3 protein-coding genes are annotated in these 1925 nt (G+C 46.0%); 1 reads left to right on the top strand and 2 read right to left on the bottom strand.

Going from position 1 to position 1925, the window contains the following annotated elements:
* On the bottom strand, positions 1 to 405 hold a 405-nt coding region (locus B3180_RS04150; protein WP_286843212.1), incomplete at its 3' end, for a hypothetical protein.
* A 34-nt stretch (positions 406 to 439) separates the two neighbouring features.
* Here B3180_RS04150 and B3180_RS04145 point away from each other — a divergent pair.
* A complete protein-coding gene (locus tag B3180_RS04145; RefSeq protein WP_278358857.1) occupies positions 440 to 778 on the top strand; it encodes a YnfA family protein in 339 nt (112 codons plus the stop codon).
* Positions 779 to 998: 220 nt separating this feature from the next.
* On the opposite strand, the gene B3180_RS04140 is transcribed toward B3180_RS04145, so the two are convergent.
* Positions 999 to 1925, bottom strand: a 927-nt coding sequence (locus B3180_RS04140) for an FAD-dependent oxidoreductase (RefSeq protein WP_286843210.1), incomplete at its 5' end; no start/stop codon positions are given.

Genomic DNA, 1925 nt, shown 5'->3' with positions numbered 1-1925 from the left:
ATAATGATTCCAACCTGAAATGTCTTTTTCTACTGGCTTTTCGGCTTGTTCCATCAATTGAATAGCTTGGCGATATTGCCCAGCTTCCGCTCGAAGTTGTCCTTCGTGCCAAACAAAGGTTCTTTTAGCGCCAGTAGAAACCTCATTGGTTGTATAGTAGGTACGGATGAGATTGGCTGCGACTTCAAGGCAGTCATTATTTTTAGCAATTACTCGCCATCCGTTTTCAAAGTTTTGATCAAACTCGCGAGGAGGCAGTTCCATCATTGCTTTTTCGTTATAGCTGCATGACTGTTGCAGTCTATTCTTGTCCTCTGCAAAGCTTAAAGGTGAGGCAATAGTTACTAACAGAAAACTCAAAAATAGTGAGCCCCGAAGAGTTAGCTCACTTATAGTAGACTGCATAATGTCATTCTCCCGCTAAATTAAGGTTTTGAATATGTCCCTTTTATTAATAGCCAAAACGCTCGGACTGTTTTTTATAACCGCTATTGCTGAAATTATAGGCTGCTACTTACCTTACCTGTGGTTGAAAAAAGATGGAAGCGCATGGTTATTGATACCTGCTGCAATTAGTTTGGCGCTGTTTGCCTGGCTTCTTACTTTGCATCCGGCGGAAAGTGGTCGCGTTTATGCAGCTTATGGTGGGGTGTATGTCGTAACTGCGTTGCTTTGGTTAAAAGCCGTGGAAGGGGCGTCGCTGTCTATGTATGACGCTGTGGGTGCTGCTTTTACTTTAACCGGTATGGCAATAATAGCCGCCGGTTGGAAAGCTTAATATCTTATTAGATTATCTATTCGAGAATATCACCTCTCTCGTAATACCCTCCGTTGTCGCTTGCTTCAAAGGACGGCAGCTCTTTATGTAACCGCTTTTAGTTACTTTTTCAAATGTAACTGAATTTAGTTACATTAAAGCGGTTTTTGGGGTGCTGAGGTAAGGTAGTTTTTGGGGGAAGAAAGCCCCCTGATTCATTCAGAGGGCTTAGAGTCGCAGACTAGCGAAGCGTGACGAACTCCTCAGCGCTGGTCGGGTGCAGAGCTACAGTCGAGTCTAAATCCGCTTTGGTAGCCCCCATTTTCAGAGCAACGGCAAAGCCTTGTAAAATTTCATCCATGCCTTCGCCAATGCCGTGAATGCCAACTACCTTTTCCTCTTTACCGTGGCAAACCAGCTTAAAGTAGCTGAGGGCGCGGTGCGGAGTTACAGCATTGTACATTGCCGCGAATGAGGACTTATAAACGGTAATGTTGTCTTCACCGAATTTCAGTTTTGCGTCTTCTTCGCTTAAACCAACAGTGCCAATGGTTGGATGGCTGAATACAACGGTTGGAATGTTTTCAAAGTCCATGTGTGCGTTCGGCATGTTGTTAAATAAGCGTTCTGCGAGTAAGCGTCCAGCTTTTATTGCAACAGGTGTGAGCGCGGCTGCACCGGTGTTATCGCCAACAGCGTAAATGCCCTGTACGTTGGTATTCTGGAATTTATCGACATTAATGTAGCCTTCGTTATCCAGTTCAACACCGGTGCATTCCAGGTTGATGTTGTCCGTGGACGGCACGCGGCCTATGGCCCATACCAGACAGTCCACGCCGTCCATGGTTTTACCGCCTTCAAAGTGCAGCGTTAAGGTACCATCGTCCTGCTTAACCACTTCACGAACGGTGGTTTCTGTATGAAGTTCAGGACCATCCTGCTTCATGCGTTCCAGCAAACCATCAGTAATGTCTTTATCGAAGGTGCGCAGTGGTCTATCACGACGTACCAGTAAGTGTGTGTCCGTTCCTAACGCGTGGAACACACCGGCAATTTCAACGGCAATATAACCAGCGCCAACGACAGCCGCTTTTTTAGGTTGCTCTGTTAATGCGAAAAAGCCGTCAGAGTCGATACCATGTTCAGCGCCCGGAGTTTCAGGGATCAT

The organism is Idiomarina sp. UBA4206, assembly GCF_002383015.1.
Taxonomy (GTDB): domain Bacteria; phylum Pseudomonadota; class Gammaproteobacteria; order Enterobacterales; family Alteromonadaceae; genus Idiomarina; species Idiomarina abyssalis.
Note: the sequence above shows the minus strand (reverse complement) of the source record. Positions and strands in the feature narration are given on the sequence as shown.

Coding starts and splice junctions, on each gene's coding strand:
- B3180_RS04145 (WP_278358857.1), top strand. CDS start 440: ATGTCCCTTTTATTAATAGCCAAAACGCTCGGACTGTTTTTTATAACC.